The organism is Eikenella exigua (genome assembly GCF_008805035.1).
Taxonomy (GTDB): Bacteria; Pseudomonadota; Gammaproteobacteria; order Burkholderiales; family Neisseriaceae; genus Eikenella; species Eikenella exigua.
The window spans coordinates 764515-790693 of record NZ_CP038018.1 but is presented as its reverse complement, the minus strand read 5'-3'; the positions used below and the strand labels follow the sequence as shown (position 1 = coordinate 790693).

Below are 26179 nucleotides of genomic sequence, written 5' to 3'. Positions count from 1 at the left end.
GCTATGAATTGTCGTTCATTTGATTTTGGTCAATATTTCTCCCGACCATTATCTTTATAATCCCCTCCAAGTTGAAAGGATTTAGTGCCCAGCTGGCAAGCAAAACCGGTTGGTTGAAATAGAGATACTCCTGTTTCTTGCAACATTGGATTCATTTTCCTCTTGATGTGTGTGTGTTTAGGTGTGGCCAACTGCCACACCTTTTTTTATCTGCAATATTTAGCCAAAGTAGCGGAAGCCAACCAACCCGCTATAAAATGCCGTCTTTCCCAACTCAGCGCCACCCCATGCTCAGCTACCGCCACGCCTTCCATGCCGGCAACCATGCCGACATGCTCAAACATTTTATCCTGTTTCTCACCCTCAGCTACTTCAACCGTAAAGACAAGCCCTATTGGTATATCGACACCCACAGCGGAGCCGGCTTATATCGCCTGGCAGACGATGCCGCACAAAAAACCAGCGAACACCAACAAGGCATCAGCCGCCTGCTCGCCGCGCCCGCCCTGCCTGCCGAGCTGGAACAATTCCGCCAACACCTGCGCCATATCCTGCCCACGCCCGATTTCTATTGTGGCTCGCCCCGCCTTGCCCAAAGCCTGCTACGCGACAGCGACAAAATGCGCCTGTTTGAGCTGCACCCCGCCGACTTCGCCCTGCTGCAGGAAAACACCCGCGCCGACCGCCGCATCATCGCCAAACAAAGCGACGGCTACCAAGGTCTGATTTCCCTCCTGCCGCCCCCGACGCGCCGCGCTTTGGTTCTTATCGATCCGCCCTACGAGCAAAAGCAAGACTACCGCCAAGTAGTCAAAACCCTGCAGGCCGCCCTGCGCCGCTTCGCCACCGGCTGCTATTTGCTGTGGTATCCCTGCCTTTCGCGCGAAGAAAGCCGCCAACTGCCTGCCGAACTGTGTAAACTGCCGCCCGTTACCCATTGGCTGCAAGCCGAACTGCATGCCCACGCCCCGCGCAGCGACGGCTTCGGCATGCACGGCAGTGGCATGTTCGTTATCAACCCGCCCTACCTGCTGGCCGAACAGCTCGCCGCCAACCTGCCTGCCCTCACCGAACTCTTAGCGCAAGACGGAGGTGCAAGATTTGTGCTGGAGCAAGAAAGCGCTTAAGCATTTAAGTTTTCAGGTAGCCTTTTCCATACCAAGGCTACCTGAAAAACACAGCACCACGCCAAACCGGCAATCAATACACTAATTTGCCATACAGCTGCCCCGGCCGGCAGCGATTTCTGATTTCCTCCGCCAATTCCAAAGCATTCCCCGCGCTGTTAAGCCACACCTGGTTTCCGGCTGCAGACGACGGCTTAATCCGATTCAAATTCAAACTGAGCGTTTGCGGCACTACGCCGGCCTGTTCCGGCATACGGTATTGCAATAACAATTTGCTGGGAAAGTTTCCGCCCCGCAAATTCACAAATTGCAACCATTCATAAGCCACAAAACCTTCGCCCGCACCCGATAAACAATAACGGATACCCTCTTCCTCCAAACGCACAAACTCGCGTGGTCCGGTACGTTTGCCATGCCACCGCCACCACACCAGCCTGCATACCGCTAAGGCAAGCAGCAGCAAGATACCCAAGTGCAATACCGTTATTCGATATTGCCCAGATAGCAAAATTATCCGTCCAAGAATAGTGAGCAACGCCGCGGCACCAAACACAGTAGCCCACCCGTTCAACAAGCCTCTGCCAAACTCCCACTCCCGTATCTCTTTACGACAGGAAAGATAATCATGATTTTCCATTGTGTTATTTCCTCAATAAAGCTATCTGAAAGTACCGTAAAGCAATAATGCAAAACCTTGCAGCATCATAGCCCCTCTGCTTAACAACATCAATTTTCAGGTAGCCTGCCCCCTCTTGCCCCATCCTAACCGGCAGGCTACAATCCGCGCCCGTTTTAATACAAAACAAAAGGAAAGCCCTATGACACATCAACTCAATAAAGGCAAAATCCGTGATAACGCACTCAAAGCGCTGGTGCATTCCAATCTGTTCCGGCACAAAACGGAACGCAAAAAGAAAGGCAAAGGCAGCTACAACAGGCAGGCAGCCAAAAAATGGCGGGACGGTTTTGAACAACCGTCCCGTTTCATTTGCACTATGCATAACCAAAGTGCTGCATACGGCCTTGACTGGCCTGTATGGAAAATATTTCAGCTACAGGCTACCTGAAAACTGCTTTACCGATTTTCAGGTAGCCTCATGCTTGGGCAGATTCCAAGCCTGCGCTATGGTTTGTTCCCAAACAATACCCCATAACCGAATGCAAGCAACAGCAACACTACTATCAGCCAAGTAAGAGGCGATTCATTCAGCTCCTTGTAACGCAGCCCGATTGCCTTACAAGCCCGATAGCGCAGGAAAAACGGCAAAAGAGCGTAGACAAGCATCACGCCCACCGCCAGCCAAAATAGGATTTACCTCGCCAGCGGCGACAATGAATCCAACACACCCACCATCCAAACAAACAAGGCAAGCAGAGCGGGAATCCCGAGTGTGTACGCCCATATCCGCCGAGCCTGACCCCAATGCACTGGCTGCTTGATAATTTGATAATTCGTGCCGGAGAGCATGGTCGGTTCCACCAACAAAATCCGTGCGCTATACAGCGGAATCAGCGGTATCCATAAAGCCACAATCCATGCCGTGGTGATGTAAGTGCCGTCCGGCTCGTAATCGCATTCGCCGATAAATGTGGTGCCAAATCCATTGAGTGTGAACATGCTTTCCCTTTCTTATATTTTTATTTGAACCATCTGGAAAAGGCTACCTGAAAATTGATTTCTCTTTCAGGTAGCCTTTGGTGTTACACCAAGCCTTTCTTGGCTAAGTAGCCTTCGTAATCACCCATGTAGTACTCGAAGCCGCCTTTGCCGTCGAGCTCGATAATCTGGGTGGCAAGCGAGGATACAAATTGGCGATCGTGCGACACGAAAATCAGCGTGCCTTTGTATTTTTCCAGCGCCATGTTCAGCGACTCGATGCTTTCCATGTCCATGTGGTTGGTGGGTTCGTCCATAATCAGCACATTGGGGCGCAGCAACAGCAGTTTGCCGTAGAGCATACGGCCTTTTTCACCGCCGGAGAGCACTTTCATTTTCTTCACCACGTCGTTGCTGCCGAACAGCAAACGGCCGAGCGTGCCGCGAATCACTTGCTCGTCGTCGCCTTCCTGCCCCCATTGGCGCATCCATTCGGTCAGGTCCATGTCGCAGTCGAAGTCGTTTTCGTGGTCTTGCGGATAGTAGCCGACGGTGGCTTTTTCCGCCCATTTGATGCTGCCTGCATCGGGTTTGATGTCGGAAAGTTTTTCGTCAAACGCACCAGCCAACAGTTTCAGCAGAGTGGATTTGCCCGCGCCGTTCGGGCCGATGATGGCGAGGCGTTGTCCGGCTTCCAGAATGTAAGACAGTTTTTCAAACAGGGTTTTGTCGAACGATTTGGCCAAGTTTTCCACTTCCACGGCTTGGCGGTGCAGCTTGTTTTTTTCGTCGGTTTCAAAGCGGATATACGGGTTTTGGCGGGTGGACGGTTTCACTTCCACCATTTCTGCTTTGATTTTGTCGGCCTGTTTCAGACGGCTGGTGGCTTGGCGGGCTTTGGATTTATTGGCAGAGAAGCGCGCCACAAATTCTTGCAATTCCTGCATTTTTTCTTTGGCTTTGGCATTGTCTTTCAGCGCGCGCTCGCGCGATTGGGCGGAGGCGAGCATGTAATCGTCGTAGTTGCCGGGGTAAACCGTGATGGTGTTGTAGTCCAAATCCGCCATGTGGGTGCAGACTTCGTTTAGGAAGTGGCGGTCGTGGCTGATGATAATCATAGTGCTGTCGTATTGGTTCAACACGCCTTCCAGCCAGCGGATGGTGTTGATGTCCAAGTTGTTGGTCGGCTCGTCCAAGAGCAGCACGTCGGGTTTGGAAAACAGGGCTTGCGCCAGCAGCACGCGCAACTTGAAGCCGGGGGCAACTTCCGCCATGGTGGCGTTGTGTAGTTCTTCGGCAATGCCCACGCCGCTCAATAATTCGGCGGCACGCGCTTCGGCGGTGTAGCCGTCGTATTCGGCGAACTTGGCTTCCAGTTCGGCGGCGTGCATATAGTCTTCTTCGGTGGCTTCGGGATTGGCGTAAATCGCGTCGCGTTCGGTCATCGCCGCCCACATTTCGGTATGCCCCATCATCACCACGTCCAGCACGCGCATGTCTTCGTAGGCAAACTGGTCTTGGCGCAGTTTGCCCAAACGCACGCCGTGTTCAATCGCCACTTCGCCGCTGGTCTGCTCCAAATCGCCGCCCAAAATCTTCATGAAGGTGGATTTGCCCGAGCCGTTCGCCCCGATGAGGCCGTAGCGGTTGCCTTCGCCGAATTTGACGGAGACGTTTTCAAACAGCGGCTTCGCGCCAAACTGCATGGTGATGCCGGAAGTGGAAATCATGGGTGTGCCTTTGCGGAAAATTAGAATATAAAAAGTGGGTAATTTTAACACAATCAATGCTTTCTGTATTTAAAACAACCCTTCTCACCATAGCCAGCCTCTATGGCAGCGGAAGCTGTTCTTTCTTCTTGCCGGGCGAGGAGTTGCAAACAGCATGAGTAATACCACAACGCCAGCTGACACAGCTGGCAAAAGCGCTGTAACCGTGCTTGCAAAATTTTCAGGTAGCCTTTACCCTAACGCCCTTATTCATTTCCATATCTTAACCAATATCATGAACAAACCGTTCCGCACACTCATCCTGGCCGCCGTACTCAGCTGCTCCGCCCTCGCCGCCCACGCCGAAACCCGCGTGATGCTCGAAACCAGCCAAGGCAATATTGAGCTTTCCTTGGATGAAACCCGTGCGCCGAAAACCGTGGAAAACTTCCTCGCCTACGCCCGCAGCGGCTTTTACAACGGCACTATTTTCCACCGTGTGATTCCCGGCTTCATGATTCAAGGCGGCGGCCTCACTGCTCAAATGGCCGAAAAAGCCCCCATCCGCCGCGCTCTCGACAACGAAGCTACCAACGGCCTGAAAAACAACCGCTACACCATCGCCATGGCACGCACAGCCCAACCGCACTCCGCCACCAGCCAGTTTTTCATCAACTTGAAAGACAATGAATTTCTCAACCACACCGCTCCCACCGCACGCGGCTACGGCTATGCCGTGTTCGGCAAAGTAACCGCCGGGCAGGAAGTGGTGGACAAAATCGCCGGCATTCCCACCGGCACCGTGGATATGTATCAAGACGTGCCGCGCACGCCCATCGTTATCCGCCAAGTGCGCGTTCTTTCGCAATAATCCCAACATAAAAAGGCTACCTGAAACCCAAACCGTTTTTCAGGTAGCCTCTTCCCTTTTCTCCAACCTAATTACAGGACAATAAACATGATCAAACTCCACACCAACTTCGGCACCATCGGCATCGAACTCGACCACGAAAAAGCCCCCGAAACTGCCGCCAACTTCGAACAATACGTGAAAGACGGCTTCTACGACGGCCTTATTTTCCACCGCGTGATCAAAGGCTTCATGATTCAAGGCGGCGGCATGGACGAAAACATGCAGGAAAAGCCCTCCCGCGCCCCGATTAAAAATGAAGCGCAAAACGGCCTGAAAAACAACAAATACACCCTCGCCATGGCGCGCACCCAAGCCCCGCACAGCGCCTCCTCCCAATTCTTCATCAACACCAAAGACAACGACTTCCTCAACCACACCTCCCCAAGCCTGCACGGCTGGGGCTACGCCGTATTCGGCAAAGTGGTGGAAGGCCAAGATGTTGTTGATGCCATCGAAGGCGTGGCCACCAAACGCCACGGCTACCACGACGACGTGCCGGTTGATCCCATAGTCATCACCAAAGCCGAAATCGTATAAACAAACCAGCCGAGCCGGCTGCCATATGCCGGCTCGGCTTTCACATCTGACCATCTCAAAGGGAAAACACCATGATCTTCATCTGGGGCAGCAAAGGCTATTTCGATGACCTCGGCGAAAGCGGCGAGAGCTGCATCTGCGGCAACTGCAACAACCGCGTTAATTTGCACATCACCAACGCCTACACCAAATTCACCTTCTTCTTCATCCCCCTATTCCGCATGGAATCAAAATACTACCTCACTTGCCCCGGTTGCTCCCACGGCTGGAAGCTCAAACGCCAGGAAGCCAAACAACTGATGCAACCCCGCTAAACCGCTATGCCCATCGACTTCGGCATTTACCACCGCCGCCTGCACAAACTCGCCTACTACACCCGCCACAGCCCATTCGGCCTGTTGCCACACCGCCTGCTCGCCAGATCCATCAAGCCCGTATTGGCCGAGTTTGCCCGCCTACCGAGCGAAACCCAGCAACAAATCCGGCAACGCGTGGACTACTGCAACCGGCAAAACCTGCCATTTACCCTTTCAGGTAGCCTCACCCCGGTAGGCCAAGCCGGCAACTTCAAACGCGGCAGCCACACCTCTGCCTACTACTACGACCTCGCCGCCCTCCTGCGCCACTTCCCGGCAGAAGCCCGCTTCGCCTACGAATTCGGCGACGTCACCCACATTCCCGCCCAGCCCTCTTTCGTGAAAAGCCGCCCCATCCGGAGCGATAACCAACACTCCATTTTGCTCAAGCTCGACAGCGTGCGCCACTTCTACATCTACCCCGACCGCACCCCCTTTGCCGCCAAACGCAACCAACTCGTCTGGCGCGGCGCCGCCTTCCAAGAGCAGCGCCTGCGCTTCTTGCACCAATACCACGACCATCCCCAGTGCGACGTCGGCTGCGTACACAAACAATCCATCGGCCAGCCCTACCACCGCAGCTTCATGAGCGTAGGCCAACAGCTGCAATACAAATACATCCTCAGCATCGAAGGCAACGACGTCGCTACCAACCTCAAATGGATACTCGCCTCCCGCTCCCTCTGTTTCATGACCACCCCCGCCTACGAAACCTGGCTGCTGGAGGGCCTGCTGCAGCCTGAAGTCCACTACGTCCACCTCCAGCCAGACTACAGCGATTTCGAAGAAAAACTCGCCTTCTACCAACAACACCCCTACGCCGCTGAACGCATCATCCGCAACGCCAACGCCTATATGCAGCCCTTCTTCAACCACAGGCAAGAACTGATCACCAGCCTGTTGGTGATGCAGAAATATTTTGAATTGGCCACAAGCTAATTGATCAGCCTGGCTTGCCCGGCCACAACAAAAGACTACCTGAAAATCAAAAAACCACTTCAGGTAGCCTCTATACCGCCCGCCATCACAATGATGACACCAAGCTCACTCCTGCGGAATCTCCCAATCGCTCACCGCCACAAAATCCGGCTGGTGTAAATCCTGCTCAAACACCGAGCCGGTGGAGCTGTGCAGCAATTTGGCGATCGCCGGCTGGTAGTTAGCCATGCGTTGCAGGCTGTAGAGGTGGAAGTTGGCCGCATTGTCGGCATAATCATCGTCTTCAAAACTGGAAAACATCCGCCAGCCGCTATCGGGCGGGAAGGCCGAATCAGGCTCTTCCCGATACAGAAAACGGATCGGCATGCCTTCTTTGGCAACCTGGTCGGAAACGATGGCATAGCCCTGCGGCACGTCTTTTACCGGCAGCTCTTCTTCCGGCAGGCTGAAAATTTTCGGGTTCAACATAAGTATCCTCCTTAAAACGCCTCGCCCACTTTCACCCCACCGGCCAAATCTTGCGGCGAGGAAAGGGCGGCGGTGAAGGCTTGGGCGGCTTGGAATTCAGGCTGTTGCATTACTGCGGCGTAATCTTCTGGCGTGCCGCGCCCGGCCATGTATTGCCAGCGCTCGGCCAGTTGCGGGTTTTCAGGTAACCTGAAGCCTTCGAGCAGTTCGTCCACCCAATCGGGGCGATTACACACCAACACGATATCGCAGCCGGCGGCAAAAGATTGCGCTGCCCGCTCGCGGATGCCGCCGGCCATGCTGGCGCCCTCCATGGTGAGGTCGTCGGAAAAAATCACGCCGTTGAAGCCCAAATCCTGGCGCAAAATCTGCTTCAGCCAGATGCTCGAAAAACCGGCGGGCTGCGCGTCCACCTGCGGGTACACCACATGCGCAGGCATCACGGCGGCCATGCCCTCGGCGGCCAGGGCGCGGAAAGGCTGGATATCTGCCGCCATCAGTTCGGCCAGGCTACGCGGGTCTTCGGGCAAGACGTGGTGACTGTCGCCGGAAACAAAGCCGTGGCCGGGGAAGTGTTTGCCGCAGCTTTGCATGCCGCTCCGGTTGAGCCCTCGTTGCAGCGCCAGCGCCAGCGCGGTAACGGTATCAGCTTGGCAGTGGAAGCTGCGGTTGCCGATCACGGCGCACTGTCCCCAATCCAAATCCAACACCGGCGTAAACGATAAGTCCACCCCGCAAGCGCGCAATTCTGTCGCCAACACCCAACCCACCTGTTCCGCCGCCGCTTCTGCCGCTGCTTGGCCTTGCTTTTCCCAAATGCCACCCAGCGTGCTCATGGCCGGCAGACGGGTGAAGCCTTCGATAAAGCGCTGCACTCGCCCGCCCTCATGATCCACGGCAATCACCAACTCCGGCGTACGCAATGCCTTGATTTCGGCACACAAAGCCTGAAGTTGGCTGCGGTTTTGGTAATTGCGGCGAAACAAAATCACACCGCCAACGGCTGGGTGCAGCAGGCGTTGTTTTTCTTCCTCGCTCAGGCGGTGGGTGGCAACATCGGCCATAATCGGGCCGCGCGGCAGGCAAACGGGTGGCATAGCAAATCTTTCTGTGTGTTCGGTACAAAGGCGGAATTTCATCACTTCTGCTGCGAAAAAACAAGCCGAGGCCTTTTAATTCAGGTAAAACCGATTGAAACGGCACGGCGGAAATGATGTAATGCTCGCTGTTGTTTCCTTTCATTCACATTAGGGAGTTTTATGCAAACCAACACATTCCGCACTGGCCTGCTGGCCGCCGCCGTGGTATTCGCCCTGGCCGCCTGTAACCAACAGCCCACTTCTGGCAGCGCCTCTGCTCCGGCCGTATCTTCCCCTGCTGCAGCTTCAACCGCATCCGACCCCGCTGCCGCTTCGGGCCTTGCCGCCGCCTCCGACGTATTGGCCGGCATGACCGAACAACAAAAAGCCAGCTACCTCATCGGCTACCTCCAAGGCCAACAGCTGGGCGACGCCAACACTATCTTAGATTTCGACCAAGCCACCTTGATTAAAGGCCTGCAGGCCGGTATGGCCAGCCAGCCGCTGCCCGTGAGCGACGAAGAAGCCAACAACATCCTGCAGCAATACCATACTGCCCAGATGGGCAAACTGGCCACCCGCCAGCTGGAAGAAGGTAAAGCCTTCCTCGAAGCCAACAAAGCCAAAGAAGGTGTGAAAACCACTCCCTCCGGCCTGCAATACAGCGTGAAAACCGAAGGTACCGGCAAACAGCCCACTGCTAAGAGCACTGTAACCGTACACTACGAAGGCAGATTGCTCGACGGCACCGTGTTCGACAGCTCCATCAAACGCGGCGAACCCGCTACCTTCAAGCTCGACGGCGTGATCAAAGGTTGGACCGAAGGCCTGCAGTTGATGAAAGAAGGCGGCGAATACACCCTCTACGTCCCCGCCGAACTCGCCTACGGCGACAAAGGCAACCCCAGCATTCCGCCCAACTCCGTGCTGGTATTCGATGTTAAACTGATTAAAGTTCAGTAATTCCATCAGCTAACTAAAAGGCTACCTGAAAAGCAAAACACTTTTCAGGTAGCCTTTAAACCATGCCATGCTCACACTCGATCCCGATTCCAACCGCCAATTCATCATCATCCGCAATCATCAAGACATTGCCGTCTGTACCACCGAGCTCAACGAACACGGCCAGCTCATTAGCCAAACCACCGCCGAATTCGACACCCAAAACCGCATACGCGGCTTCTTTTGCTACACAGCCGCTGCCGGCCGCATCACAGCCTGCCGGATTTACCACTACCACACCCCGTCCTTCACACAAGAAGACGGTTTTTCCGACTACCTCGACACCGGCAACGGCCTCCAGCTTCTGTGCTACACCCACTCTTACCACATCAACACACAAACCGCCCGCTGCGACTGGTTTGATGCCCAAGGCGAATTAGCCTACTACGATTGGTTCGTACACGACCCCGCCATCGGCGAACACATCTACGCCGGTACCTATCCGCCGCACGAAACCGCACACCTACCCGCAAACCAAATCCAGCCCTATTTGCCTGTTTACACCGACTAATTGGTTTTTCAGGTAGCCTTTAATCCATTCCCTCAATCACACCAAGGCTACCCGAAAAAGAAACCCCAACCCCCTACCCCAATTTTTCAGCTAGCCCCTATAATTCCATATCCCATTTCCAACAAAACATTCCGCCATGCAAAAAATATTCGTCCTCTACACCGGCGGCACCATCGGCATGAAGCCCAGCCCCGACGGCCTTGTGCCCGATGCCGAACTCGCCGAACAAGCTCTGCAGCCCTATGCCGAACAAGCCGTGTTCCACTGGCACATCTGCCAGCCTCTGATCGACAGCTCCAACATCACCCCCCAACATTGGGCAGAATGGCTCTCCCTCCTGCAAGCCGCCCTGCCCGAGCACGACGGCATCCTCGTCTTGCACGGTACCGACACCCTCGCCTACACCGCCAACCTCCTCGCCCTTGCGCTCGACAACGGCGGCAAACCCATCGTCCTCACCGGCGCGCAAAAGCCCTACCACGCCGCCAACAGCGATGCCCCGGCCAACCTCCACACCGCCATTGCCGCCCTGCAAAATCCCCAACTGCACGGCACCGTTATCGCCTTCGGCGGCCAGCTCTATCCCGCTATCGGCAGCAGTAAATGCAGCACCGAGCTCGACCAAGGCTTCGACAACGCCCACTTCAACACCTGGCAGCCAAACACCCCTGCCCTGCCGCCTCAGCGGCCTGCCCACCCGCTTCAACCCAGCCGCCCGCGTGTGCAGCCACCTGCTCACCCCCGGCAGCAGCCCCGAGCAAATCGCCCACAGCCTGCGCCACTTCCCCCAAGAAGCCGCCATCCTGCTTTCCTACGGCCAAGGCCACGCCCCCGCCAGCTCCGAATTGCTCGCCGCCGTGCAACACTTCACCCAAAACGGCGGCCTGTTGCTCAACATCAGCCAAGCCCACCACGGCCGCACCGGCACCGCCTACGCCCAAGGCAACGCCCTGCGCCAGGCCGGCGCGGTGGGCGGCGGCAAATGCAATATCGAAACCGCCACCGCCCTCATGACCCTCGCTGCCAGCAACCACTGGATGTCCGACCAGCTGCAACAGGCTTTAGCGCAATTGGATTTGCTCTGATACCTTCCTCCGCTACAAAAAGGCTACCTGAAACCGTATCAACCGTTTTCAGGTAGCCTTTGCAACAAGGGCACAAGCAGCCTAACGCACCAAAAACCGCCCCTGCCACACCAAATACAACGTTCCCGCCAACAACAGTGCTACCCCAGCCGAGCCGCTTACCGCCAGCACCGTGCCCAGCCATACCATCTTGCCCGCAGCCAAAAGGTGCAGCCCGCAGCCGCACATGGCCGCCAAGCCGAACGAGAAGCCCCACCAGCTCATGCTAAACCCGCCCTCGGCAAACCAGCCCAGCAGGCGCAGCAACAGCAGAAACTGCAAACAGCCGTATCCCATCAAGGCCAGCGCAAAAATGTCGATTGCGCCGCCGTTCACCGCAAAATACGCCCCACAGCCCACAAAGGCCGGCGCAAGCTGGATGCCCACTATCCCGCGCACCTGCGGTGCAACCGCCACCGCCGTGCGCAGCCTGCCTAAAATCGCCGCCTCCAGGCTAAACCAAGACAGCAGCCCCGCACCGAAAAACAACACCGCATAATCATGCTGCCCCAGCACGTCTAGCGCCGTGGCACTCACGAAATTAGCGGCCACCGTAGGCAGATAAATCACCGGCGTAGTGGCTGCCAAGCTGTGCAGCCCGCGCCACAGCCCGGCAGCACGATACATGGCAAACGCCAGCTGCCCAGAAATGCCGGCATACACCAGCACGCGTGCCGCCCCGGCGGCATAAGGCAGCCCGGCAATGCCTGCCAAGATGGTGGTAATCGGAATGGCGCTGAGAAAACAGCATTGCACCAAATCGGTTAAGTCGCCTAAAAACTCATCGCGATAAGCCAATATCTTGCACACATAAGCCGCCACCAGCACCAACCACACCGCAAATGCCGCTGCCAGCAGCCATTCGCTCGGCCAAGTCGGCATCAGGCCTGCCGCTGCGCCATAGCGCCACGACAAACCCAACGCGAATAGGCCGATGGTGGTGCTGAAATAACTGAGTGGAATCGGAAATTTGCGGCGTGCGCCCATGATGTGTTCCTTATTGCTTGGATAATTTAAAACAGGTGGCATCATACTGGCATTCCTCTGTTCCAAACTATCCGATTTTGCTCAATCTGCTGCTATTTTGTCTCGTGCAATCATGGGACAAAGGCTATCTGAACCTGCGAAAGGCAGCAGCCAGGGCAAACATTCGGTATAAAAAAGCCACCTGATTGTTCAGGTAGCCTTTTCATTCTGCCTTACAGCGAGTAATACATTTCAAATTCCAGCGGGTGCGGCGCCATGCGGATGCGGCGCACGTCTTCTTCTTTGAAGGCAATGTAGCTGTTGATCCAGTCTTGGCTGAACACGCCACCGCGCAGGAGGAATTCGTGGTCGGCTTTGAGGGCGAACAAGGCTTCTTCCAAAGAGGCGCACACGGTCGGCACCAATACATCCTCTTCCGGTGGCAGGTCGTAGAGGTTTTTGTCGGCCGGATCACCGGGGTGGATTTTGTTTTGGATACCGTCCAGCCCGGCCATCAGCAGCGCGGCGAACATCAAATAGGGGTTGGCGGTGGGGTCCGGGAAACGCACTTCAACGCGGCGGGCCTTCACGCTGTGCACGGTGGGAATGCGGATCGAAGCGGAGCGGTTTTTGGCTGAATAGGCCAGTTTGGTGGGCGCTTCAAAATGCGGCACCAGGCGTTTGTAGGAGTTGGTGGAGGGGTTGGCGATGGCGTTCAGCGCTTTGGCGTGCTTGATGATACCGCCGATGTAGTAGAGGGCGGTGTCGCTCAAGCCGGCATAGCCGTCGCCGGCGAAGAGGTTTTGGCCGTTTTTCCAAATGGATTGGTGCACGTGCATACCGCTGCCGTTGTCGCCCATCAAGGGTTTGGGCATGAAGGTGGCGGTTTTGCCGAAGTTGTGCGCCACGTTGTGGATCACGTATTTCATGTCTTGGGTTTGGTCGGCACGGTGTACCAAGGTGCTGAATTTAGTACCGATTTCCATCTGGCTGCCAGTACCGACTTCGCCGTGGTGGACTTCCACTTCAATGCCGATTTCCTGCAGGATATTGACCATGGCGGAGCGCAAATCCTGCCCGGCATCCACCGGCGCAACCGGAGAGTAGCCGCCTTTTACCATCGGGCGGTGGCCAGTGTTTTGGCCGTCCAGATGCAGACCACTCGACCAGGCGGCGCTTTCGGAGCTGATTTCGAAACGTGCTTTGTGCATATGGGTTTCAAACTCAATGCCGTCGAACACGAAAAACTCAGGCTCGGGGCCGAAATAGGCAGTATCGCCCACGCCGCTGGCTTTCAAATAGGCTTCGGCTCGGCGGGCGATGGTGCGCGGGTCGCGGTCGTAGCCCTGGCCGCTGGCCGGATCGATCACATCGCAAGTGAGCACCAAGGTGGCATCGTCGTAGAAGGGGTCGATGAAGGCGGTGGCCGGATCGGGGCGCAGCTGCATATCGGAGGCCTGAACGCCCGCCCAGCCGCTGAAAGATGAACCGTCGAACGGCTGGCCGTTTTCAAACCATTCTTCCGGATCGTCCAGCACTACGGCTGCGGGTACGGTGAAATGGTGCTGTTTGCCTTTGGTGTCGGTGAATCGCAAATCAACGAAACGGACATCGTTTTCTTCAATCATGCGAACTACATTGCTGATGGACATGGTGGCACTCCTTAAATATGCGGGGATAAAATCAAGCGGGCATTTTGCCACAGCCGCCGCCCGAGCGTATATAGCAAAAATCAAAAAGGCTACCTGAAAATTTAGCTTCGCAGAAACCCGCGTGCTCGTTTTCAGGTAGCCTTATTCAATTATCTTCAATCAAAACCGCTCGTGCGGCGCCAGATAGCGCCACTGCCCCGGCGGCAGCGCGCCGAGTTTCACTTTGCCGATGCGGATGCGCTTGAGCCCCACCACGCGCAGCCCCACCAGCTCGCACATGCGGCGGATTTGGCGTTTTTTGCCCTGTTTCAACACAAAGCGCAGCTGGTCTTGGTTTTGCCACGACACCTTGGCCGGCCGCAACGCTTCGCCGTCCAGCTTCAGGCCGTGGTTCAGCAAGCGCAGGCCTTCTTCGGAAAGCTTGCCCTTCACCCGCACCAGATATTCTTTTTCCACACCGCTGTTTTCGCCGATCAGGCTTTTGGCCACGCGCCCGTCTTGCGTGAGCACGAGCAGCCCGACCGAATCGATATCCAGCCGGCCGGCGGGGGCGAGGCCGTGGCGGTGTGCCGCTTTAAACTTTTGCGGGCTGCGGTCTTCCGGCCAATGGTTGGCTTCTGTAATCAGCTCGGCAGCGCTGCGGTAGCCTTTTTCAGCCTGCCCGCTCACGAAGCCCACGGGTTTGTGCAGCAGAATGGTAACCCGCCCGGCCTGCTCTTCGTATGCAGCGCGGTGCAGCTCAATGCGGTCGCCCGTGCCCACCTTTTGGCCGAGCACGGCTTTCTCGCCGTTCACGCTCACCCAACCGCGCTCAATATAGACATCGGCTTCGCGGCGCGAGCAGAGGCCGAGTTCGGCCATGCGTTTGGAAAGGCGGACGGTGTTGTCGGGTGTGGTCATATTCGTTTCTTTGTTAGGCAGATGTTAATTTCAGGTAGCCTGCTTGGCGCGAGGAGGCTACCTGAAAAACAGCATCAGGCTTGGCCGCGCCGCCACTTCACAGCACTACATTGGCGGGCTGCCTGAAATGGCCGACGATTTCGTAGCGGAACAGGATGTCCTCTTCGCGCGTGCCTGCACCGATATTGTGGATAATCAGCGGTGTATCACCATGTTTACGGTCGGATACGATGCCGATGTGCGGCAGCCCGCTGCCCGCCAGCCGCCAGGTAACAATGTCGCCCGCGCGGTATCCGTCTTGCGCCGCCCAGCCGTGCCGCGCGAAATAAACCTCCAGATTCGGCACGCGGCGGTGGTCGATATTCGGGTCGGGGCGTTTTAGCCCCCAGCGATTCGGGTAGGCGGAAAAATTCGCTTTCATGTCTTGGTGAACCAGCTGCTGCAAGTCTATGTCCTGCTGCCGCAGTGCGCGAATCACCACATCGGTGCACACGCCTTTTGCTATCGGCACATCGCCCATCGGATAATCTAGCGCAGTATAGGCGGGGTCGTAGCGCACGGTTTGGCCGATTTGGCTGCGGGCGGCGCGGACGATGGGCGGCGCCTTATCCGCGTTGCCGACCTGTGCCGATGCGGGCGGCGGCATGGTTTCAGGCAGCCGAACAGCTTTGGCGCGGGCAGCGGGATTTTGCAGCGGGCGGGTGGTGTTCGCAAAATAAGCGGCAGAAAGGGCAACGGCAATCAGGAGGGCGGCGAAACCAACGCGGCGGAACAAACGCATAACTCAACTCCTTAAAATCGGTCGTTCAAGGCGGAGGCAAGCTGTTTCGGGAGAACAGGCTACCTGAAAGCATCAGCTTCAACGCAGTTAAAGCATCAACCTCAACGAAGTTAAAACCATATAGGCTTTGCTCGGCCGGGCTATTTATTTTCAGGTAGCCTCTTCGGGATGACGGGCAAACCAATCGCGCACGCGCTGCAAATCTTCGGCGGTGTCCACGCCGGCGGCGGGGGCGTTGTCGCACACGGTTACGGCGATTTTGCCGCCGTGCCACAGCACGCGCAGTTGCTCGAGCGATTCGATGCTCTCCAACGGCGAGGGCGGCAGGCCGACGTATTGGTGCAAAAAGCCCACGCGGTAGGCATACAGGCCGATGTGGCGCAGCGGGGCGAAGCCTTCGGGCAGCACGGCTTGCGTTTCGGCGAAGGCGTCGCGCGGCCAGGCGATGGGGGCGCGGCTGAAATAGAGGGCGTTGCGCCGTTGGTCGAGCACCACTTTCACGCAGTTGGGGTTGAGAAACTCGGCCGCGTCGGCAATCGGGTGGGCGGCGGTGGCCATTTGCGCGCTGCTGCTGCCGAGCAATTCGGCGGTGCGGTTGATGAGGGCGGGATCAATCAGCGGCTCGTCGCCCTGCACGTTTACAGCGATGTCTTCATCGGCCATGCCCAACAGCAGCGCGGCTTCGGCCAGGCGGGCGGTACCGCTGGTGTGCTGTTTGCCGGTGAGCACGGCTTCGATGCCGTATTCGGAGCAGGCAGCGGCAATGGCGGTGTGGTCGGTGGCCACGACGATGCGCTGCGCCTCGCTCAGCTTGGCGCGCTCGGCCACGCGCACCACCATGGGTTTGCCGGCAATATCGGCCAAGGCTTTTTCAGGTAACCTGCTGGAGGCCAGGCGGGCGGGGATGATAACGGTAAACGGGGTGCTCATGCGCGCAGCTCTTCTTCGGTGAGGGGGCGGGCTTCGTTTTCCAGCATGATGGGAATGCCGTCGCGGATGGGGAAGGCCAGCTTGGCTTGGCGGCTCCACAATTCTTGGCGGCCGGCATGGTATTCGAGCGCGCCTTTGGTGAGCGGGCAAACGAGGAGGTCGAGGTATTTTTTGTCCATGGTTTGGGGTCTCCGGTTGGTTGGGTTGGCGCGGCGGGTATCGGGCGCGAACGCCTGTTGGCAAAACTGCTTGCGCTGTGAGGCTGCCCGAAACTTGTCCGCGCGGCCTGCCGTGTCGCTGTTTTCAGGTAGCCTTTCCGTTTTCAGGTAGCCTGCTCCCTATCCGGCAGGCAGCGGCGGATTACGGCCTGCACTAAGGCTTCCGGCAATTCGGCGCGCACAGGCAATACCCATACTTCCTGCGCGGTATCGGCGGCGAGCTTCACTGCATCTTTTTCAGTGACGATGTAGCAATCGGCCGCCGGCAAATCGGCAATCTGCCAGGTGGCGTGGTCGGGCAGGGCAATTTGCCGTTCGATCTCGATGCCCAGCCGCGCCAGTTCGGCAAAGAAACGTTCGGGCTTGGCAATGGCAGCAGCAGCAATAACGCGGCGCTGTTTCAGGTAGCCTTCGGGCAAAGATTCGTGCGGGCGGTGCAGACGGTAAATCTGCCCACATTGCAGGCGGCTGCGGCAGAGCAGCATGTTATCCGGCAACGCCCAATCCGGCTCGGGGCTGTCGGGCGTGCTGTTAGCGAGCAGCACGGCGTTTACGCTTTCCAGGCGCTGCAAAGGCTCGCGCAAATTGCCGTTGGGCAGCAAATCCAGCGGCCGCCCCACATCGGTGGCGGGGAATACTGCCAGCTCGAAATCGCGTTGTAGGGCGTAGTGTTGCAAGCCGTCGTCGGCAATGATGATTTGCGCTTCGGGATGCGCGGCCAAAAGCGCCCTGCCCGCTTCGGCACGGCGGCTGCCCACGGCGGCAGGAGCGCCGGTGCTGCGATGCAGCAGCACCGGTTCATCACCGGCCTGCGCGGCAGTGCTTTGGTTGTTTAACACGTGCACACCCTGCTCGCTTCGACCATAGCCCCGGCTGATGATACCGGGGCAGATGCCGCGCTCCTGCAAGGAGCGCACCAAGGCCTGCACCACGGGGGTTTTACCGCTGCCGCCTGCCTGCACATTGCCCACCACCACCACCGGCACAGGCAGTTTTTCGCTCTGCCAACGGCCTTTCAGGTAGCCTTCACGCCGCCGCGCCGCCAACAGGCCAAACAGCCGTGCCAGCGGCCATAAAATCGGCGTAAGCAGCGGGTTGGGCGTTTGCCAATGGCGCTCGATCAGGCGGTGCAGCATTTTTCAGGTAGCCTCATCTTTCAGCTAGCCTGCCGGGCGCGGCGGTAGTGCACAAAATCAAAGCGGATGCCGTTGGCAGCCGCAGTGTGGCTGCTGCGTTCTATTTCCTGCCATTCGGCGGGGGCAAAGGCGGGGAAGAAGGCGTCGCCGTCGATATCCAAGCGCACTTCGGTGATGCGCAAATCGGTGGCCAGCGGCAGGGCTTGGGCGTAAATCTGCGCGCCGCCCATGATGATGATTTCGGGCACCTCGGCCAACATGGCCAGCGCGGCATCTAAGCTGTCGGCACGTTCTGCGCCTTCGGCCTGCCAGAGCGGCTGGCGGGTAATCACGATATTGCGGCGGCCGGGCAAGGGTTTCTTGGGCAGCGAATCCCAAGTTTTGCGCCCCATCACCACGGGTTTGCCCAAGGTGTAGCGTTTGAAAAAGGCGAAATCTTCGGCAATATGCCAGGGCATGGCGTTGCCGCTGCCGATGCAGCGGTTATCCGCCACGGCGGCGATAAGAGTGATGGTTGGCATGGGAGGCTACCTGAAAAGTGGAGCAAAACGCCGCCATTGTAACGCAAGCCATCTTCCTTCACAGCCCCAAAACGTGCGCTTTGGTGTAAAATCCGCTTTCTTTGCGGCGCATGCCGCTTTTGCTTATTTCACTACAACGGAGCAGCGGACATGACCATCATCCCCCCCAACCACGACGGCGCAGGCCTGAATATCGGCATTGTACAAGCCCGTTTTTCCAACGAAATCGGCAGCGCCATGCTTGAAGTGTGCACCGAAAAACTGGTGGAACTGGGCGTGCCCGACGGCAACATCACCGTAGCCACCGTGCCCGGCGCGCTGGAAGTACCGCTGGCGCTGCAAAATATGGCGCAGTCGCACAGTTTTGATGCACTGGTGGCCTTGGGCGCGGTGATCCGCGGCGAAACTTATCATTTCGAATTGGTGTCAAACGAATCTGCCGCCGGCATCAGCCGTGTGGGGCTGGATTTCAACATCCCCATCGCCAATGCCGTCCTCACCACCGAAAACGACGAACAAGCCCACGCGCGCATCCAAAGCAAAGCCGCCGAAGCCGCCGTGGTGGCGGTGGAATGCGCCAATCTGCTGCGCCGCCTCAATCCGGCCGGCAACAACCTGCCCGATGCCATCGTGTAGCCCTTGATTTCAGAAAGGCAAGTAATGAAACCGAAAAACCGCACCCCGCGCCGCCGCGCGCGCGAATTTGCCGTGCAGGCGCTGTATCAGGCCGCGCTCAATCAGCTGCCCGATACCGAAGTAGCCAAAAATATCCGCGAAAACGAATACTTCGCCAAGGCCGACAACGAGCTCTTCACCGCCATTTTCTTCGGCGTGCAGGCCAAACGCCGCGAGCTGATGCAGATTATCCGCCCGTTGCTCGACCGCGACGAAAAAGATCTCAGCCCCATCGAATGCGCCGTGCTCCTAGCCGCTGCTTTCGAGCTGCGAGATATGCCGGAAACACCCTACCCCGTGATCATCAACGAAGCGATTGAAGTTACCAAAACTTTCGGCGGCATCGACGGCCACAAATTTGTCAACGGCATTTTGGATAAACTGGCGGCCGAACTGCGGCCCAATGACCCGAAACGCACTTATAGCTAAAGCACTTATTTCTTCATACAAGGCAGCGAGCCGCAGACAGTATAGGTAGAAGTATGGCAAGACAAGCTAACGTCGTATATAAGAAATAAGTGCTTTAGCTATGACCCACGCTCATTTGCTCATGCCGCAAGCTACCTGAAACCGCTGTATCCGTTTTCAGGTAGCCTCAACCGCCACCACAACACCCCGTTAAAACAAGTAAAATACATCCTTTTCCACAGGCCACCTAAGCCACACCATGTACTACAAACTCGCTCCCATCATCCACATCTTCTCCCGCCTTGGCTTCGTATTTTCGCTATTGCTCTTGGCGCCCACCATCGTGTCGTATCTCTACCAAGATGCTGCTTTCTGGATATTTGCTGACACCGCCGCTGGCACCATCTTCGTTTCCGGCATCATCTGGCTCATCACCCGCCGCCACCACCGCGAGCTGCGCGCCCGCGACGGCTTCACCCTCGTCTTCCTTTTATGGGTAGGCTTTGCCATGGTCGCCTCCCTGCCATTCTACTGGCATTTGCCCGGTATCAGCTACACCGACGCCTTTTTTGAAGCCATATCCGGCCTTACCACCACCGGCGCCACCGTCTTCACCAACCTCGACAGCTTCCCCCCCTCACTTAACTTCTGGCGCCATCTGCTCAACTGGGTAGGCGGAATGGGCATCATCGTGTTAGCCGTGGCCATCCTGCCCATGATCGGCGTGGGCGGCACCCAGCTCTTTAAAGTCGAAATCCCTGGCATCCACAAAGACAGCAAACTTTCCCCTCGCATCTCCCAAACCGCCAAAAACCTTTGGTTAATATACGTTTTTTTCACACTCCTTATCTGCCTTGCCCTGCGCCTGGCCGGTATGAGTTGGCTCGATGCCGTGTGCCATGCCATGTCCTGCCTCGGCCTAGGCGGTTTCTCCACCCACGACCAAAACATCGCCTATTTCAATTCTCCACTCATCGAAATCATCATCACCATTGGCAGTGTTATGGCCGCTATCAACTTTACCAACCATTATTACGCCTTCCGCCAATGCAGCCTCAATGCCTATCGCTGCGACAGTGAAGTGCGCGTGATGATTACCACCCTAATTGCCAGCATTATCGTATGCTCCCTCTATTTGTGGCACAAAGATTTTTACGCCGACTGGCCGCACGCCCTGCGTTACGTCGGTTTCAACTTCGTCTCCATCGGCCTGGCCAACGGCTACGCCAACACTGACTTCGCCACCTGGCCGCTGCCCGTATCCCTGTGGATGTTTTTCCTCGCCAACATCCTCGCCAACGCCGGTAGCGCCGGTGGTGGGCTCAAAACCATCCGCGCCATCGTATTGTTCAAATTCAGTCTGCGTGAAATGATGCTGCTCTTGCACCCCAACGCCGTGCACACCGTAAAAATCAATGGTATGCACATCGCAGAGCGTACCGCCATGACCGTGCTCGTGTTCACTGCCGTTTATTTCCTCACCATCATCTTCGCTACCTTCGCCCTCATGGCCACCGGCCTCGACTTCGTAACCGCCCTCACTGCCACCACCGCCTGCATTACCAACGCTGGTCCCGGCCTCGGCAGCGTGGGCCCCGCCGGCAGCTACGCCAACCTAGCCGACGCCCAAAAATGGCTGTGCTCTATCGTCATGCTACTCGGCCGCTTGGAAATCTTCACCGTGTTCATGCTTTTTACCCCCGCCTATTGGCGCAAATAGCGTTTGATGATTTCAGGTAGCCTCAAACGGGAAGAGGGCTACCTGAAAGGCAATAGCAAGAGCAGCTTGTTTGGGTGAAGCAGCCCCAAACACAAAAGGCCACCTGAAAATTTCAGGGTAGCCTGAGACCTTTGCAAAATCCCGTTTTCGGCATATTTCCTCTCGGTACGTTTCTCGAATGCTTGAAAATATTTCCATATTATCTGTGCCCAATAAAGCCAAATGATTTGCGATGCTGCTGCTCTGAACCGCACTCAAATCCGTGGTTTTGAAAAGGTCTCGGTCTTCATCATCCAAGCATTCCTCAGCCGCCCAGTTTCTCTAGCAATTCCATCAACCCATCGGTGCATTCCTCCGCCTGCGCCCGGATTTCTCGCAGCTGTAGAGCGCGGCTGAGGCATTTTGGTTTTCAAGCAGCCTCCTTTATCAGGCTACCGGAAAATCTTTTCCTGCGTAAAAAGCAGTAAAACCCGCCGTCTGTTCGCGCCTGCCGCTTCATTACCCCGCCGCTTTCAGGTAGCCTTAGGTCATTCCGAATTATTCAAACCGACATCAAGCATGAAAAAAATCGTATATCAGCACAGCATTCCCCTCCTCGCCGCCGGCCTGCTCGCCGCCTGCTCCAGCCAAACCGAAACCCCGGTCGAGCCCATCAACACCGACAGCAGCGCCGCCGTCCAGCTGCCCGGCGGCCGCCGCAGCGATTCTGAAGACAAAGTGCTGGCCGACTACCAGCTTTTCCAATCCGCCCAAGCCGCGCTCAAACAGGGCGATGCCAGCCAGGCCGCCCAATTCCTCGCCCAAGCCCAGCCCAGCGCGATGGCCAACAGCCTGCGCAACCAGTGGCTCAAACAGCTCGGCCGCAACGGCCAATGGCAAGAGTTTGTTCGACAATACGGCTACCTGAAACCTGCCGACCGCGATAAAGAAACCCGCTGCTATGCTGCACTGGCCGGGCAGGAAAATCAAAATGCCGCCCAAGAAGTGCTGGCCGAACTCGGCCGCCAGCCAGAAGGCTGCAACCGCCTGCTCGAACAGCTCGCCACTCAAGGCAGGCTGCCGGCTGATGCCGCTTGGCGGCGCGTACGCGGCTTGCTGGCCAACAACCAAATCAGTGATGCCCGCCGCTTGGCCGCCGCCTTGGGCTCACCCCTGCCAGAGCCGCTCACCAGCGCCACGCCCGACAGCCAAGGCGGCCGCGAAGCCCTGTTGCACAGCGTAATCGGCCAAAATGCCCGCAAACAGGCCGATGCCGCCCAACGCCTACAAAGCCTCTCAGCCAGCCTCAGCCCGGCTCAAACCGGCTTTGCCTGGGCCGTGCTCGGCCACCACTACGCGTTGAACCAACGTTTCCCTGCCGCGCTCGACGCGTTCAACCGTGCCGACCGCAGCCAGTTTGGCAAAGAACACTGGGAATGGTACGCCCGCAGTGCTCTGCGCCTCGGCCGCTGGAACGATCTACAAAACATCATCGCCGCCATGCCCGACACCCTGCGTGCCGACCCCACTTGGCAATACTGGCTCGCCCGCAGCCTAGCCGCCAGCGGCGATTCCGCCCGAGCCCAGCAGCACTACCGCCAAGCCGCTGCCTCCGGCCGAAATTTCTATGCCCTGCTTGCCACCGAAGCCCTCGGCGGTAAAGTGGACACCCGCAACACCGCCGCCGAGCCCGGCAGCAGCCAAACCGGACAAGTGGCCGCCGATGGTGCGGTTTCCCGCGCACTCAACTTATTCCGCGCCTCCCAGCGCAGCGGCGATTGGGACATGCGTAAACAAGCCCAGGCCGAGTGGCGTTACGCTATAGACGGCTTCAACGAACCCGCCCTGCTCGCCGCCTCTAAGCTCGCCCACGACGCCGGCTTCTACGAGATGGGCATCCATGCCGCCGACAAAACCAACAGCCAAATCAACTACAACCTGCGCTACATTTCCCCCTTCCGCGACAGCGTGAGCCGCTACGCCGCCCAAGCCAATATCGACCCCGCCTGGGCCTACGGCATCATCCGCCAAGAGAGCCGCTTCATGATCGGCGTGCGCTCCCGTGTGGGCGCCACCGGCCTGATGCAAGTGATGCCTGCTACCGCCCGCGAAATTGCCGGCAAAATCGGCATGGATCCGGCCGAATTGCACACCATCGAAGGCAACATCCGCATGGGCACTTGGTATCTGGGTGATGCCCGCAACCGGCTGGGCAACGAAGTGCTCGCCACCGCCGGCTACAACGCCGGCCCCGGCCGTGCCCGCAACTGGCAAGCCTCCTCAGCGCTCGAAGGCGCGGTGTATGCCGAAACCATTCCGTTCGACGAAACCCGCGACTACGTCAAACGCGTGATGACCAACGCCACCTACTACGCCAGCTTATTTAACGAGCCGCACACCTCACTCACCCGCCGCATGGGCACCATTCCTGCGCGGTAATGCCGGCCAGTTGAACTATTTTGCTACCACAGTTATAACAGATTAATTAATTTTTGATACAAGGCGGCAAGCTGCAGACAGTACAGAGTACGGTAGGGTAAGCTAACGCTGTATTGGAAGTTAAGTTAATCTGCTATGAACCAAAGGCTACCTGGGACTTTTCAGGTAGCCTTTTTGTATCGAAAATCGATTAATAAAAATAAAACTGTTGTTTGAGTTGCGAAATATCGGCGTGGCAACGTTGACATTTTGTTATGCCTATCCTCCTGAACCTTCAGGTAGCCTTCAACCGAATAGCATGGGCAATTCATTGACCACACAAAAGTTTCTACTATCCCCTGCATAATAACGAATTTCGTGCTTTAAATCCGTCAAATCTACCCTCCTCCATATCAACGGTGTCTGGCATTAGCCCTAATTTCACAAGCATCTTGACCATCTAAAAGCATATCGCTTAAAGTAGTATGGATTTTCCGTTGGTAAGACTCGCATCGGCTTCTCTAAATTATTAAGAAATAAGAAGCATATTATGAACACCAACCAAACCACCACACACAGTGGCGGCAAGCCTGCCGAAGTTTAATTTTTCGGCTCTGCCTTTTGGACTTATTTATGCCGGAAGCAGGTATGGATGCCATTACGCTATTAGAACAGCAAGGCATCAAAGTGCATTATCCGATGGAACAAAGCTGCTGCAGGCAACCTGCATTTTCTATCGGGATACTGCGAAGAGGCGTTCAATGTAGCCAAAGCCCAGCTCGCTTTATTCACCGAAAACTACTCATCATTATGCTTTCCGGCTCTTGCGGCAGCATGATGAAGCACCATTGGCCCAAATTGTTTAAAGGCAGCGAATACGAACAGCGCGCCAACGAATTGGCCAGCCGTGCGTTGAGTTCACCAATTTTCTGGTGGGCATCGGCTACGAGCCTAAAGACGTGGGCGAGCCAGTGAAAGCGGCGGTGCATACTTCCTGTACGGCACGCCGCGAAATGGGCGTGCACATCACAGGCTGGAAGCTGATTGACGCCTGCAAAACGTGGAGCGCATCGTGCACGACCACGAAAGCGAATGCTGCGGCTTCGGCGGCACATTCTCCGTTAAACAATCCGACATTTCTGGCAACATAATGAACGATAAAGTGACCATGCTGAAAGAAACACAGGTCACGGAAATCGTGAGTAACGCACGCGAAGCCCCTACCGACAAACCTTTGTGCAAAATCCTGTGCACGGCAATGAATATGCTGATGACCAAGCGCAAAATTGTGTTGTCGGACGAACAGGAATTGCAGATGCTGTGCACCCTTTGTAAGCACATTCGCCAGCGTTCGCTGTCCAAACGCCTGATTTGCTGGAACAGATGGAAAGCAATCTCACCAAACTGGGAGTGAGAGTGCATTGGGTGGAAATGCCCAAAGAAGTCTGCTGCATTATCCACAGTATCGTGATGCACCACCAAGGCAAATCGATGGTGAGCGAAGAGATCGAGCTGAACCATTATCTTGCCGAATGCGGCATTAAAGCGGTGAAAATCGATTAGGGCAAATATATTGCGCAAATGGCCGGCGAAAGCCGCCCCCACATTGTGATGCTCGCCATCCACAAAACTAAATGGACTGCTCTACAAAAACACCGGCACAGAGCTGACCGACGATATGGACAAACTCATCGGCTTTGTCCGCATGGTATTGTGCAACATTTACTACACCGCCGATATCGGCTTGAGCAGTGTGAACTTTGCCATGACCGAAACCGGCACACTGCGTCTAATGGGAGACGATGGTAAAGGCCGATGCGGGTAATGCGCGCGTCGCCATTGAAAAAGTGGTGGCCAAATTGTCGGATGTTCCGACACTCTACAACCTGATACCGCACAGCGGTATCGGGCAAAGTATCACCCACCTAAGAACAGATGCACCGCACGCTGCAATGTATCTGCTGTAGCGCCTACATGAACCACTGCCCGGTGTATACCATATCGGCGGTTCGGCACATGGCACCGCTTACCTCGGACCGATTGGCAAAATCCTGTTACCGCATCTGCTGGGATCGGAAACCACCCACGACCTGCCTACCGCCTGCACCATGTATGGCACGTCTTGGAAGGCTGCCCCATGAAAATCCTGATTACCTAGCAGATATAGCGCCTGTGCAAAGAAGCACAACACACGCCCGATGAAACTGTGCCCTATCTAATTAAAAACTAAGGAGCTTTGTACACTTTTGAGCAAATAACTGGCTTGATGCTGATTTGACGGCATTTTATTCAGCAAAACTGCCTACCGCATGTTCGGCATGATGACCACCAAATTCCGCAGGCTGCCCCTCTGGCGAGCAGCTCAGCTGGACAGACAGCCATGTACCGATGAAACCTGCGCCCAAATCGCTGCACCAGTTGTTGAAAGCAAAACAACAAAAATTCCGGCTAAACCGAATGCAGGCTGCTTTGGCAGCAATTAAACAATGGCACGCGGACATTTCCATCTGCAT

General features: G+C 56.6%; 27 protein-coding genes and 3 pseudogenes. 16 read left to right on the top strand and 14 right to left on the bottom strand.

Annotated elements, in window-relative coordinates:
* The first annotated feature begins 287 nt into the window (after positions 1-287).
* Positions 288-1127 carry a 23S rRNA (adenine(2030)-N(6))-methyltransferase RlmJ gene (locus tag EZJ17_RS04240; protein ID WP_067444694.1) on the top strand — a complete coding sequence of 280 codons (840 nt, stop codon included), beginning with the start codon at positions 288-290 and terminating at the stop codon, positions 1125-1127.
* Between the two features lie 73 nt (positions 1128-1200).
* Here EZJ17_RS04240 and EZJ17_RS04235 read toward each other — a convergent pair whose 3' ends face one another.
* Positions 1201-1764 (bottom strand): hypothetical protein, encoded by a 564-nt coding sequence (locus EZJ17_RS04235; RefSeq protein ID WP_067439256.1) that lies wholly within the window; start codon positions 1762-1764, stop codon positions 1201-1203.
* Between the two features lie 181 nt (positions 1765-1945).
* On the opposite strand from EZJ17_RS04235, the gene EZJ17_RS10540 reads away from it, so the two are divergent.
* Complete coding sequence (locus EZJ17_RS10540) at positions 1946-2194, top strand: alternative ribosome-rescue factor A (protein WP_067439259.1); 249 nt, start codon at positions 1946-1948, stop codon at positions 2192-2194.
* Positions 2195-2439: 245 nt separating this feature from the next.
* Here EZJ17_RS10540 and EZJ17_RS10535 read toward each other — a convergent pair whose 3' ends face one another.
* Together EZJ17_RS10535 and EZJ17_RS04220 are read right to left on the bottom strand one after the other, a co-directional pair.
* Entirely contained in the window at positions 2440-2745 is a 306-nt protein-coding gene (locus tag EZJ17_RS10535; protein ID WP_231868024.1) for a hypothetical protein, read from the bottom strand.
* A gap of 83 nt (positions 2746-2828) precedes the next feature.
* The gene (locus EZJ17_RS04220; protein ID WP_067439262.1) at positions 2829-4454 is read right to left on the bottom strand and encodes an ABC-F family ATPase; all 1626 of its coding nucleotides are present in this window, start codon (positions 4452-4454) and stop codon (positions 2829-2831) included.
* A 274-nt stretch (positions 4455-4728) separates the two neighbouring features.
* Between EZJ17_RS04220 and EZJ17_RS04215 the strand changes: the two genes are divergently transcribed.
* The 4 genes from EZJ17_RS04215 (at position 4729) to EZJ17_RS04200 (ending at position 7178) form a co-directional block, all read left to right on the top strand.
* Positions 4729-5304 (top strand): peptidylprolyl isomerase, encoded by a 576-nt coding sequence (locus EZJ17_RS04215; RefSeq protein ID WP_067439265.1) that lies wholly within the window; start codon positions 4729-4731, stop codon positions 5302-5304.
* Positions 5305-5391: 87 nt separating this feature from the next.
* Positions 5392-5883, top strand: a complete 492-nt coding sequence (locus tag EZJ17_RS04210; protein WP_067439268.1) for a peptidylprolyl isomerase — start codon at positions 5392-5394, stop codon at positions 5881-5883.
* Positions 5884-5954: 71 nt separating this feature from the next.
* A complete protein-coding gene (locus EZJ17_RS04205) occupies positions 5955-6197 on the top strand; it encodes a zinc-ribbon domain-containing protein (RefSeq protein ID WP_067439271.1) in 243 nt (80 codons plus the stop codon).
* Positions 6198-6203: 6 nt separating this feature from the next.
* Positions 6204-7178 carry a glycosyl transferase family 90 gene (locus EZJ17_RS04200; RefSeq protein WP_067444691.1) on the top strand — a complete coding sequence of 325 codons (975 nt, stop codon included), beginning with the start codon at positions 6204-6206 and terminating at the stop codon, positions 7176-7178.
* Positions 7179-7283: 105 nt separating this feature from the next.
* Here EZJ17_RS04200 and EZJ17_RS04195 read toward each other — a convergent pair whose 3' ends face one another.
* Positions 7284-7646: a DUF2185 domain-containing protein gene (locus EZJ17_RS04195; protein ID WP_067439277.1), complete on the bottom strand. Its 363-nt coding sequence runs from the start codon at positions 7644-7646 to the stop codon at positions 7284-7286.
* Positions 7647-7657: 11 nt separating this feature from the next.
* Positions 7658-8743, bottom strand: coding sequence for a beta-N-acetylhexosaminidase (gene nagZ / locus EZJ17_RS04190; protein WP_067439715.1), 1086 nt, complete (start codon positions 8741-8743; stop codon positions 7658-7660).
* Between the two features lie 162 nt (positions 8744-8905).
* Here nagZ and bamJ point away from each other — a divergent pair, with 162 nt between their 5' ends.
* The 3 genes and pseudogenes from bamJ (at position 8906) to EZJ17_RS04175 (ending at position 11323) form a co-directional block, all read left to right on the top strand.
* On the top strand, positions 8906-9688 hold the full coding sequence (gene bamJ, locus EZJ17_RS04185) for a BamJ family beta-barrel-assembly machinery protein (protein WP_067439282.1): 783 nt from the start codon (positions 8906-8908) through the stop codon (positions 9686-9688).
* A gap of 67 nt (positions 9689-9755) precedes the next feature.
* Complete coding sequence (locus EZJ17_RS04180; RefSeq protein ID WP_067439285.1) at positions 9756-10238, top strand: hypothetical protein; 483 nt, start codon at positions 9756-9758, stop codon at positions 10236-10238.
* A gap of 136 nt (positions 10239-10374) precedes the next feature.
* Positions 10375-11323 (top strand): annotated as a pseudogene (locus EZJ17_RS04175) (asparaginase).
* Between the two features lie 81 nt (positions 11324-11404).
* Here the strand turns inward: EZJ17_RS04175 and tehA are convergent.
* The 8 genes from tehA to EZJ17_RS04135 all read right to left on the bottom strand — a co-directional run bounded on the left by tehA (position 11405) and on the right by EZJ17_RS04135 (position 18466).
* Complete coding sequence (tehA, locus tag EZJ17_RS04170) at positions 11405-12349, bottom strand: dicarboxylate transporter/tellurite-resistance protein TehA (protein ID WP_067444685.1); 945 nt, start codon at positions 12347-12349, stop codon at positions 11405-11407.
* Positions 12350-12561: 212 nt separating this feature from the next.
* Positions 12562-13980 carry a type I glutamate--ammonia ligase gene (glnA, locus tag EZJ17_RS04165; RefSeq protein WP_067439292.1) on the bottom strand — a complete coding sequence of 473 codons (1419 nt, stop codon included), beginning with the start codon at positions 13978-13980 and terminating at the stop codon, positions 12562-12564.
* A 159-nt stretch (positions 13981-14139) separates the two neighbouring features.
* Entirely contained in the window at positions 14140-14880 is a 741-nt protein-coding gene (locus tag EZJ17_RS04160; protein ID WP_067439295.1) for a pseudouridine synthase, read from the bottom strand.
* Positions 14881-14977: 97 nt separating this feature from the next.
* A complete protein-coding gene (locus EZJ17_RS04155; protein WP_205748067.1) occupies positions 14978-15526 on the bottom strand; it encodes a DUF1287 domain-containing protein in 549 nt (182 codons plus the stop codon).
* Positions 15527-15811: 285 nt separating this feature from the next.
* The gene (kdsB, locus tag EZJ17_RS04150) at positions 15812-16591 is read right to left on the bottom strand and encodes a 3-deoxy-manno-octulosonate cytidylyltransferase (protein ID WP_067439301.1); all 780 of its coding nucleotides are present in this window, start codon (positions 16589-16591) and stop codon (positions 15812-15814) included.
* Positions 16588-16770 carry a Trm112 family protein gene (locus EZJ17_RS04145; RefSeq protein ID WP_067439304.1) on the bottom strand — a complete coding sequence of 61 codons (183 nt, stop codon included), beginning with the start codon at positions 16768-16770 and terminating at the stop codon, positions 16588-16590. The genes kdsB and EZJ17_RS04145 overlap by 4 nt, the downstream gene beginning before the upstream one ends.
* Before the next feature lie 143 nt (positions 16771-16913).
* Entirely contained in the window at positions 16914-17945 is a 1032-nt protein-coding gene (gene lpxK, locus EZJ17_RS04140; RefSeq protein ID WP_067439307.1) for a tetraacyldisaccharide 4'-kinase, read from the bottom strand.
* A gap of 20 nt (positions 17946-17965) precedes the next feature.
* Positions 17966-18466 (bottom strand): dihydrofolate reductase, encoded by a 501-nt coding sequence (locus EZJ17_RS04135; protein WP_067439310.1) that lies wholly within the window; start codon positions 18464-18466, stop codon positions 17966-17968.
* Positions 18467-18616: 150 nt separating this feature from the next.
* Between EZJ17_RS04135 and ribH the strand changes: the two genes are divergently transcribed.
* The 3 genes from ribH to EZJ17_RS04120 all read left to right on the top strand — a co-directional run bounded on the left by ribH (position 18617) and on the right by EZJ17_RS04120 (position 21269).
* A complete protein-coding gene (gene ribH / locus EZJ17_RS04130; protein ID WP_067439313.1) occupies positions 18617-19102 on the top strand; it encodes a 6,7-dimethyl-8-ribityllumazine synthase in 486 nt (161 codons plus the stop codon).
* Between the two features lie 24 nt (positions 19103-19126).
* The gene (nusB, locus tag EZJ17_RS04125) at positions 19127-19570 is read left to right on the top strand and encodes a transcription antitermination factor NusB (RefSeq protein WP_067439316.1); all 444 of its coding nucleotides are present in this window, start codon (positions 19127-19129) and stop codon (positions 19568-19570) included.
* 238 nt (positions 19571-19808) lie between these two features.
* Entirely contained in the window at positions 19809-21269 is a 1461-nt protein-coding gene (locus EZJ17_RS04120) for a TrkH family potassium uptake protein (RefSeq protein WP_067439319.1), read from the top strand.
* A 12-nt stretch (positions 21270-21281) separates the two neighbouring features.
* Here the strand turns inward: EZJ17_RS04120 and EZJ17_RS04115 are convergent, their stop codons facing one another.
* Entirely contained in the window at positions 21282-21566 is a 285-nt protein-coding gene (locus tag EZJ17_RS04115) for a hypothetical protein (protein WP_067439322.1), read from the bottom strand.
* A gap of 261 nt (positions 21567-21827) precedes the next feature.
* On the opposite strand from EZJ17_RS04115, the gene EZJ17_RS04110 reads away from it, so the two are divergent.
* From EZJ17_RS04110 to EZJ17_RS10530, 4 genes and pseudogenes are all read left to right on the top strand, one after another.
* Complete coding sequence (locus EZJ17_RS04110; protein ID WP_067439325.1) at positions 21828-23687, top strand: lytic transglycosylase domain-containing protein; 1860 nt, start codon at positions 21828-21830, stop codon at positions 23685-23687.
* A gap of 627 nt (positions 23688-24314) precedes the next feature.
* On the top strand, positions 24315-24641 hold the full coding sequence (locus EZJ17_RS10940) for a hypothetical protein (protein WP_428840651.1): 327 nt from the start codon (positions 24315-24317) through the stop codon (positions 24639-24641).
* 85 nt (positions 24642-24726) lie between these two features.
* Positions 24727-24816 (top strand): annotated as a pseudogene (locus EZJ17_RS10935) ((Fe-S)-binding protein); the annotation flags it as partial.
* Positions 24817-24834: 18 nt separating this feature from the next.
* Positions 24835-26108, top strand: a pseudogene (locus EZJ17_RS10530) (LUD domain-containing protein); the annotation flags it as partial.
* Positions 26109-26179 lie beyond the last annotated feature (71 nt).

Excerpts from the sequence above, each read along its gene's own strand:
- tehA (WP_067444685.1), bottom strand. The coding sequence starts at position 12,349 with ATGGGCGCACGCCGCAAATTTCCGATTCCACTCAGTTATTTCAGCACC.
- EZJ17_RS04195 (WP_067439277.1), bottom strand. The coding sequence starts at position 7,646 with ATGTTGAACCCGAAAATTTTCAGCCTGCCGGAAGAAGAGCTGCCGGTA.
- EZJ17_RS04110 (WP_067439325.1), top strand. The coding sequence starts at position 21,828 with ATGAAAAAAATCGTATATCAGCACAGCATTCCCCTCCTCGCCGCCGGC.
- glnA (WP_067439292.1), bottom strand. The coding sequence starts at position 13,980 with ATGTCCATCAGCAATGTAGTTCGCATGATTGAAGAAAACGATGTCCGT.
- kdsB (WP_067439301.1), bottom strand. The coding sequence starts at position 16,591 with ATGAGCACCCCGTTTACCGTTATCATCCCCGCCCGCCTGGCCTCCAGC.
- EZJ17_RS04215 (WP_067439265.1), top strand. The coding sequence starts at position 4,729 with ATGAACAAACCGTTCCGCACACTCATCCTGGCCGCCGTACTCAGCTGC.
- EZJ17_RS04210 (WP_067439268.1), top strand. The coding sequence starts at position 5,392 with ATGATCAAACTCCACACCAACTTCGGCACCATCGGCATCGAACTCGAC.
- EZJ17_RS04235 (WP_067439256.1), bottom strand. The coding sequence starts at position 1,764 with ATGGAAAATCATGATTATCTTTCCTGTCGTAAAGAGATACGGGAGTGG.
- EZJ17_RS04145 (WP_067439304.1), bottom strand. The coding sequence starts at position 16,770 with ATGGACAAAAAATACCTCGACCTCCTCGTTTGCCCGCTCACCAAAGGC.
- EZJ17_RS04205 (WP_067439271.1), top strand. The coding sequence starts at position 5,955 with ATGATCTTCATCTGGGGCAGCAAAGGCTATTTCGATGACCTCGGCGAA.
- EZJ17_RS04200 (WP_067444691.1), top strand. The coding sequence starts at position 6,204 with ATGCCCATCGACTTCGGCATTTACCACCGCCGCCTGCACAAACTCGCC.
- bamJ (WP_067439282.1), top strand. The coding sequence starts at position 8,906 with ATGCAAACCAACACATTCCGCACTGGCCTGCTGGCCGCCGCCGTGGTA.
- EZJ17_RS04160 (WP_067439295.1), bottom strand. The coding sequence starts at position 14,880 with ATGACCACACCCGACAACACCGTCCGCCTTTCCAAACGCATGGCCGAA.
- ribH (WP_067439313.1), top strand. The coding sequence starts at position 18,617 with ATGACCATCATCCCCCCCAACCACGACGGCGCAGGCCTGAATATCGGC.
- EZJ17_RS04120 (WP_067439319.1), top strand. The coding sequence starts at position 19,809 with ATGTACTACAAACTCGCTCCCATCATCCACATCTTCTCCCGCCTTGGC.
- EZJ17_RS10940 (WP_428840651.1), top strand. The coding sequence starts at position 24,315 with ATGGATGCCATTACGCTATTAGAACAGCAAGGCATCAAAGTGCATTAT.
- nagZ (WP_067439715.1), bottom strand. The coding sequence starts at position 8,743 with ATGCCACCCGTTTGCCTGCCGCGCGGCCCGATTATGGCCGATGTTGCC.
- nusB (WP_067439316.1), top strand. The coding sequence starts at position 19,127 with ATGAAACCGAAAAACCGCACCCCGCGCCGCCGCGCGCGCGAATTTGCC.
- EZJ17_RS04220 (WP_067439262.1), bottom strand. The coding sequence starts at position 4,454 with ATGATTTCCACTTCCGGCATCACCATGCAGTTTGGCGCGAAGCCGCTG.
- EZJ17_RS04135 (WP_067439310.1), bottom strand. The coding sequence starts at position 18,466 with ATGCCAACCATCACTCTTATCGCCGCCGTGGCGGATAACCGCTGCATC.
- lpxK (WP_067439307.1), bottom strand. The coding sequence starts at position 17,945 with ATGCTGCACCGCCTGATCGAGCGCCATTGGCAAACGCCCAACCCGCTG.
- EZJ17_RS04180 (WP_067439285.1), top strand. The coding sequence starts at position 9,756 with ATGCTCACACTCGATCCCGATTCCAACCGCCAATTCATCATCATCCGC.
- EZJ17_RS04240 (WP_067444694.1), top strand. The coding sequence starts at position 288 with ATGCTCAGCTACCGCCACGCCTTCCATGCCGGCAACCATGCCGACATG.
- EZJ17_RS04155 (WP_205748067.1), bottom strand. The coding sequence starts at position 15,526 with ATGCCGCCGCCCGCATCGGCACAGGTCGGCAACGCGGATAAGGCGCCG.
- EZJ17_RS10540 (WP_067439259.1), top strand. The coding sequence starts at position 1,946 with ATGACACATCAACTCAATAAAGGCAAAATCCGTGATAACGCACTCAAA.
- EZJ17_RS10535 (WP_231868024.1), bottom strand. The coding sequence starts at position 2,745 with ATGTTCACACTCAATGGATTTGGCACCACATTTATCGGCGAATGCGAT.